Here is a 6,966-nt window from a genome sequence, read left to right as displayed (position 1 = left end):
GGGGCTTTCCGGATAATGAGCATAGACCGGCAGGCGTTTTCCATCTCGTAACTGGACTCGAATGAAAACACCCCCCTTGCAAAGGCGGCAACGTGCGAGCGGCCTGTTACGATCGAGGCGGCGGCGGAGATTGATCTCCGCACGAAGATGCCCCCAGGTCTCGTTCGGCATCTCGAGAAGCTGCCGAATCGAGATGGCCCCCCGCGGCAATTCAAAGTCCGCTATCTCGATAGTGCGTTGAATTGGCTTCACCATATCGAATTATCCTGATTAACTGACACGGCACAACGCGCTTATGGCACACACATCATCTCGATCGCACATCAGCATATAACAATAGGTCCATATACCCAGAAAATCAAACAACCCGAGCAAAAAAGGTCAGATGATAACCTTGCCTTAGAATTTTTTTCTCAATAATTATGGAGACCATATATGGAAAAGGAAAAGAGCCTAACTGCAGAGGAAAAGAGAATTGTTAAAGCGCTTTTGAATAATGGCAAAACAAACCAAGATGTACATGCAATTATAAATTATGAACGCGGGACAACGGTAAATTTCGGCCGGATATCTGGAGTAAAAAAAGATCAGAATATTATTCCAGCTACCGCAGAGGAAGTCGAATTTTTCTTGAAGAAAAAGCGCAGTTTTGATCCTGTGACAGGATTGAATTTATATGAAAATGAGAGACTTATTCGAGCTCGCGAAGCAATGATTTTGGCCGTTACCATTTTCAATAGCGCCACTTTCAAATTTAAAACTGAAGTATTTTCTGTTCTTTCGAACATTGCATGGACATATTTGATGCACGAACATTATGAGCGAAAGGGTATATCTATCCTAAATTCAGACAATTCTACTTTTGCTCTTAGCCATATGCTTTCACGTCCGGATTGTCCTCTTACAAAGGGTATCAAGAACAATTTACAATCCATGAAGGCTATTAGAGACGAGGTGGAACATAAGTTGCTTGGCAGAAGCGATACGAAATGGCTCTCTCTCTTTCAGGCTTGCTGTTTAAATTTTGACAGAACCATCGTTACTTGGTTCGGCCCAAAGGTCTCTTTACAAAATGAACTATCAATAGCCCTGCAGTTTGGAAAATTGGATTTGGAACACGCCGCGAATATTGATCCCTATGATATTCCAGCTCATATTGAAGCACTCGATGCTCTTCTTAAAAAGGATTTATCAAAGGAAGAAATAGATGATGTCGAGTATCAATTTAAAGTCGTATATACATTCACCAGTGCGTCAAAAGGAAAATCCCACATCCAATTCTTGTCTCCTGATTCAGAAGAAGGAAAGATGGTGCACAACGTATTGCAGAAATACAAAATTGCTGACGAAATGTATCCGTATAAGCCCAAGGACATTGTACGCATTGTCTCCGAAGCAACTGGGACACAATTTAATATGAACCATCACACACAAGCTTGGCAGAAGCATAAAGTACGCCCAGCACAAGGATCAAAATCTCCAGAAAAGACAAATCGAGATTTCTGTATATATCATTCCGCCCATCGGGATTATACATACAATGAGAATTGGATAGCAAGACTCATTGAAGAAGCTGGAGAGAAGGCCGCCTCTCTCGATGTACCTCAAAATCTTCCAGCTCAGGCGGCGATTGACGAAGACGGCTTAGCCTTCTTGTAGCCGAGATGCGCGAAGACCTGCGAACAGTCGGCTAATTTTAGACAGAGAGCCCCACCCATCCGGGTAGCTCCCACCCCACCCGTAAGATCGCGCCCGCCCACCCGGGCGGGCGTTCCGGTCGCTCCGCCCCTCCCCGATCCTGACCGTCCTGGGGAGCGCCAGACTCCCCGCCCCGCAGCCGGCCCCGGCCGGACTGCGGAAATCGGGTGGAGATGCGCATGACCGGTGCCGCCATCGCCGAGGACGGCTTCATCTACGCGCTGCGCCGCGTCACCGAAGCCGCAGCCCGCGCCGCCTTCGACTGGATCGGGCGCGGCCGCAAGGACGAGGGCGACGCCGCCGCGGTCGACGCCATGCGCACCGTCCTGAACCATCTCGACATTGACGGCCGCATCGTCATCGGCGAGGGCGAGAAGGACGAGGCGCCGCAGCTGTTCAAGGGCGAGCGCCTGGGCCATGGCGGCGGCATGGCGGTCGACATCGCGGTCGACCCCGTCGACGGCACCAGCCACCTGGCCAACGGCCAGACCAACGCCCTGGCCGCCGTCGCCATGACGCCGCAAGGCGCCATGTTCGACCCCGGCCCCGCCTTCTACATGGAGAAATTCGCCGGGCCGCCGGCGGTGAAGGGCCGGATCGACCCGCTGGCCCCGACCCGCGACAAGCTCAAGGTGCTGGCCGAGGCGCTGGGCAAGCCCGTCTCCGAATTGTCGATCTATGTGCTGGAGAAGCCGCGCCACCGCCGGCTGGTGGAGGAGATCCACGCCGCCGGCGCCCGCGTCGCCCTGTATCCCGCCGGCGACGTGGCCGGCGCCATCGTCGCCGCCATGCCGGGCGGCGGGGTGGACGCGCTGATGGGCACCGGCGGCACGCCCGAAGGGGTGCTGGCGGCCTGCGCCATCCGGGCGCTGGGCGGAGAGTTCCTGGGCCGCATCGACCCGCAGCTGGAGCATGAGCGCGCCGCCGTGGACCGGGCCGGCATCGACACCAGCCGCTGGTGGGGGGTGGAGGAGTTGGTGCGCAGCGACAAGGTGTGGTTCGCCGCCACCGGCATCACCACCGGCCTCTTGTTCGAGGGCGTGTCGCGGCGCGGGGCCAGCACCCGCACCCAGTCGCTGATGCTGACGGCGCCGGACCGGCGCTGGCAGGTGCTGACGACCTATGTCGAGGTGCCCGCGCCGGCGGAGGCGGGGCGGTGAGACCGCACCCGACCGGCGGGGCCGGAGCCACCCCCTCACCCTCCCGCCGCCAACGCGGCGGGCCCCTCCCTCTCCCCGAGGAGAGGGGAACAGGAGCTGCGGCCCCCTTACCTCTCCCCCGGGGAGAGGTCGAAATCGCGGTGGCGATTTCGGGTGAGGGGGTGGCACCGGCCCCTCCGTCGGCTCCAACGCCGGCTCTGGCCGAGACAGCCCCCTCCCCCTATCCCCCTCCCGCGAGGGGAGGGGGGACTCAGGACGGCCAGGCGGCGCAGGCCTCTCCTCCCATCCCCACCCCTCCGCCCATTGCCGCAGCGACACCCAGGGCGGAGGCAGCCCCCTCCCCTTCTCCTCCCCCTGGGGGAGGGGGCGAGCCGCGGATCGCGGGCCGGAGCTGGCCCAATCCTTCCGAGCCGCGCCCGAGGCTCGCCGATCACGACCCGAGACGGGAGACCAGAATGTCCAAGCCCTCCTTCGACCGGCCGATCATCCTCGGGATCGTCGGTGACTCCGCGGCCGGCAAGACCACGCTGTCGCGCGGCATCGCCGAGATCCTGGGGCCGCAGCGCTGCACCCTGATCTGCACCGACGACTATCACCGCTACGACCGGCGCGAGCGGGCGGCGAACGGGGTCTCGGCCCTCGACCCGGCCGGCAACTATGTCGACATCCTGGAGCAGCATCTGCACCTGCTGCGCCAGGGCCAGCCGATCCTGAAGCCGATCTACAACCACGACCAGGGCACGCTGGACCGCCCGGAATACATCGAGCCGAAGGAGTTCGTGGTCGCGGAAGGGCTGCTCGGTTACGCCACCCGGGCGATGCGCGACTGCTACGACGTCAAGATCTACCTCGACCCGGAGGAGGAGCTGCGGGTGCGCTGGAAGGTGCATCGCGATACCTCGAAGCGCGGCTACACCGCCGAGCAGGTGCTGGAATCGCTGAAGAAGCGGGAATATGACAGCCCGACCTTCATCCGGCCGCAGCGGCTGTTCGCCGACATCGTCATCCGCTTCCAGCGGCCGCCCGGCGCCAATTCCTCGGCCGGGGCGCCGGAGACCGACCACCGGCTCGACGTCGCCCATATCCTGCGCCCGACCCTGCCGCACCCGAATTTCTCGCGGCTGATCGAGGCGGTGGGCGACGGCAGCGTCGGCTTCGAGCTGACCCGCGACGAGGGCAAGCCGGTCGACGTGCTGGAGATCCGCGGCTCGATCTCCGACCGCCGGGCCGAGCGAGTGGAGGAGTATCTCTGGGAGCATATCCCCGAGGCCAGCCACCTGCGCGACGACCTCGGCCGCTATGACGGCGCCGCCGGAAGGGCGGTCAGCCACCCCCTCGCCCTCACCCAGCTCCTGGTCGCCTTCCACATGGTCAAGGCCGCCCAGGGCGTGCACGCGGTGTGAGGGGCCGGCTCCCCCCTCCCCCTCCCGCCGCCAACGCGGCGGGCCCCTCCCTCTCCCCGAGGAGAGGGAAACAGGCACCGGCCCCGACGACCGAGCTTCACCGACCGTCCCTGAGGAGGCCCAGATGGCCCGTATCACTCTCAGACAGCTGCTGGACCACGCCGCCGAGCATGGCTACGGCGTGCCCGCCTTCAACATCAACAACATGGAGCAGATCCTGGCGATCATGGCCGCGGCCAAAGCGGTGGACGCGCCGGTGATCCTGCAGGCCAGCCGCGGCGCCCGGTCCTATGCCGGCGACCTGATGCTGGCGAAGATGGTGGAGGCGGCGGAGGCGATGCATCCCGGCATCCCGATCTGCCTGCACCAGGACCATGGCAATGACGACGGCACCTGCCTGTCGGCCATCCAGCACGGCTTCACCAGCGTGATGATGGACGGGTCGCTGGAGGCCGACGCCAAGACCCCGGCCAGCTATGAGTACAATGTCGGCATCACCAGCCGCATCACGGCCGCGGCCCATGCCGTCGGCGTGTCGGTGGAGGGCGAGCTCGGCGTGCTCGGCAGCCTGGAGACCGGGCAGGGCGAGGCGGAGGACGGGCACGGCGCCGAGGGCGCGCTGGGCCATGACCAGCTGCTGACCGACCCGGACCAGGCGGTGCAGTTCGTGCGCGAGACCCGGGTCGACGCGCTGGCCATCGCCATGGGCACCTCGCACGGCGCCTACAAGTTCTCGCGCCGGCCGGATGGCGAGATCCTGGCGATGCATGTGGTCCAGGCGATCCATCAGCGGCTGCCGGAGATCCACCTGGTGATGCACGGCTCCTCCTCCGTCCCCGAGGCGCTGCAGGAGCAGTTCAACCGCTTCGGCGGCGAGATGCCGAAGACCTGGGGCGTGCCGGTCGAGGAGATCCAGCGCGGCATCCGCCACGGGGTGCGCAAGGTCAACATCGACACCGATTGCCGCCTGGCCATGGCCGCCGAGATCCGCCGCATCGCCGTGGAGAAGCCGGGCGAGTTCGACCCGCGCAAGTTCCTGCAGCCGTCGATGGCCGCGCTGCAGGCGCTGTGCCGTGAGCGATACGAGCAGTTCGGCACCGCCGGCCAGGCCTCGAAGATCACCCCCCTGCCCCTGCCCGAGATGGCGAAACGCTACCGGTCCGGCGCGCTGGACCCGCGCATCGCGATCGGCGCCGCAGCCTGAGAGGAGAGCTCCATGAGCACGAATGTCACGACCCTCGACACCAAGGCCGCAACCGTCACCGGCAAGGACCGCTACAAGGCCGGGGTGATGGAATACCGCAAGATGGGCTATTGGGAGCCCGACTACCAGCCGAAGGACACCGACGTCCTGGCGCTGTTCCGGATCACGCCGCAGGACGGGGTCGACCCGGTCGAGGCGGCGGCGGCGGTGGCGGGCGAGAGCTCCACGGCCACCTGGACCGTGGTGTGGACCGACCGGCTGACCGCCTGCGAGAAGTACCGGGCCAAGGCCTATCGCGTCGACCCGGTGCCGAACCAGCCGGGCCAGTACTTCGCCTATATCGCCTATGACCTCGATCTGTTCGAGCCGGGGTCGATCGCCAACCTGACCGCGTCGATCATCGGCAACGTCTTCGGCTTCAAGCCGCTGAAGGCGCTGCGGCTGGAGGACATGCGGCTGCCGGTCGCCTATGTGAAGACCTTCGACGGGCCGCCGACCGGGATCGTGGTCGAGCGCGAGCGGCTGGACAAGTTCGGTCGGCCGCTGCTGGGCGCCACGGTGAAGCCGAAGCTCGGCCTGTCGGGCCGCAACTACGGACGGGTGGTGTATGAGGCGCTGAAGGGCGGGCTCGACTTCACCAAGGACGACGAGAACATCAACTCGCAGCCCTTCATGCATTGGCGCGACCGGTTCCTGTACTGCATGGAGGCGGTGAACCGGGCCCAGGCGCTGACCGGCGAGGTCAAGGGCACCTATCTGAACGTCACCGCCGGGACCATGGAGGACATGTATGAGCGGGCGGAGTTCGCCAAGTCGCTCGGCAGCGTCATCGTCATGATCGACCTGGTGATCGGCTACACCGCGATCCAGTCGATGTCGAAATGGGCGCGGCGCAACGACATGATCCTGCACCTGCACCGCGCCGGCCACGGCACCTACACCCGGCAGAAGACGCATGGCGTGTCGTTCCGGGTGATCGCCAAATGGATGCGTCTCGCGGGCGTCGACCACATCCATGCCGGCACCGTGGTCGGCAAGCTGGAGGGCGACCCGAACACGACGCGAGGCTTCTACGACATCCTGCGCGAGGACCATCTGCCGGCCAAGCTGGAGAACGGCGTGTTCTTCGAGCAGGACTGGGCGTCCCTGCGCAAGGTGATGCCGGTGGCGTCCGGCGGCATCCATGCCGGGCAGATGCACCAGCTCTTGGACTATCTGGGCGAGGACACGGTGCTGCAGTTCGGCGGCGGCACCATCGGCCACCCGATGGGCATCCAGGCCGGCGCCACCGCCAACCGGGTCGCGCTGGAGGCCATGATCCTGGCCCGCAACGAGGGCCGCGACACCAAGGTCGAGGGGCCGCAAATCCTGGCCGACGCCGCCCGCCACTGCCAGCCGCTGCGCCAGGCCCTGGACGTCTGGAAGGACGTCACCTTCGACTACGCCTCGACCGACACGCCGGACTTCGTCCCGGCCGTCACCGCCGCCAGCTGAGGAGGCC

General features: G+C 63.7%; 6 protein-coding genes. 5 read left to right on the top strand and 1 reads right to left on the bottom strand.

What is annotated here, in order from left to right; all coding sequences use genetic code 11:
- A partial coding sequence (locus FFK22_RS44050; RefSeq protein WP_221939051.1) for a hypothetical protein occupies positions 1-255 on the bottom strand: 255 nt, incomplete at its 3' end.
- A gap of 180 nt (positions 256-435) precedes the next feature.
- Between FFK22_RS44050 and FFK22_RS33940 the strand changes: the two genes are divergently transcribed.
- The 5 genes from FFK22_RS33940 (at position 436) to FFK22_RS33920 (ending at position 6,959) form a co-directional block, all read left to right on the top strand.
- Positions 436-1,659 carry a DUF3644 domain-containing protein gene (locus tag FFK22_RS33940; RefSeq protein WP_186002807.1) on the top strand — a complete coding sequence of 408 codons (1,224 nt, stop codon included), beginning with the start codon at positions 436-438 and terminating at the stop codon, positions 1,657-1,659.
- Between the two features lie 218 nt (positions 1,660-1,877).
- Positions 1,878-2,858, top strand: a complete 981-nt coding sequence (gene glpX, locus FFK22_RS33935) for a class II fructose-bisphosphatase (protein WP_138893627.1) — start codon at positions 1,878-1,880, stop codon at positions 2,856-2,858.
- Between the two features lie 455 nt (positions 2,859-3,313).
- Entirely contained in the window at positions 3,314-4,261 is a 948-nt protein-coding gene (locus FFK22_RS33930) for a phosphoribulokinase (protein WP_088157211.1), read from the top strand.
- Between the two features lie 124 nt (positions 4,262-4,385).
- On the top strand, positions 4,386-5,465 hold the full coding sequence (gene fba, locus FFK22_RS33925; protein ID WP_138892554.1) for a class II fructose-bisphosphate aldolase: 1,080 nt from the start codon (positions 4,386-4,388) through the stop codon (positions 5,463-5,465).
- Positions 5,466-5,477: 12 nt separating this feature from the next.
- On the top strand, positions 5,478-6,959 hold the full coding sequence (locus FFK22_RS33920; RefSeq protein WP_138892553.1) for a form I ribulose bisphosphate carboxylase large subunit: 1,482 nt from the start codon (positions 5,478-5,480) through the stop codon (positions 6,957-6,959).
- Positions 6,960-6,966 lie beyond the last annotated feature (7 nt).

Source organism: Mycobacterium sp. KBS0706 (assembly GCF_005938675.2).
Lineage (GTDB): Bacteria > Pseudomonadota > Alphaproteobacteria > DSM-16000 > Inquilinaceae > Inquilinus.
The sequence above is the reverse complement of the archived record's forward strand: the minus strand, read 5'-3'. Positions and strand labels throughout refer to the sequence as shown.

Coding starts and splice junctions, on each gene's coding strand:
- FFK22_RS33940 (WP_186002807.1), top strand. CDS start 436: ATGGAAAAGGAAAAGAGCCTAACTGCAGAGGAAAAGAGAATTGTTAAA.
- glpX (WP_138893627.1), top strand. CDS start 1,878: ATGACCGGTGCCGCCATCGCCGAGGACGGCTTCATCTACGCGCTGCGC.
- FFK22_RS33930 (WP_088157211.1), top strand. CDS start 3,314: ATGTCCAAGCCCTCCTTCGACCGGCCGATCATCCTCGGGATCGTCGGT.
- fba (WP_138892554.1), top strand. CDS start 4,386: ATGGCCCGTATCACTCTCAGACAGCTGCTGGACCACGCCGCCGAGCAT.
- FFK22_RS33920 (WP_138892553.1), top strand. CDS start 5,478: ATGAGCACGAATGTCACGACCCTCGACACCAAGGCCGCAACCGTCACC.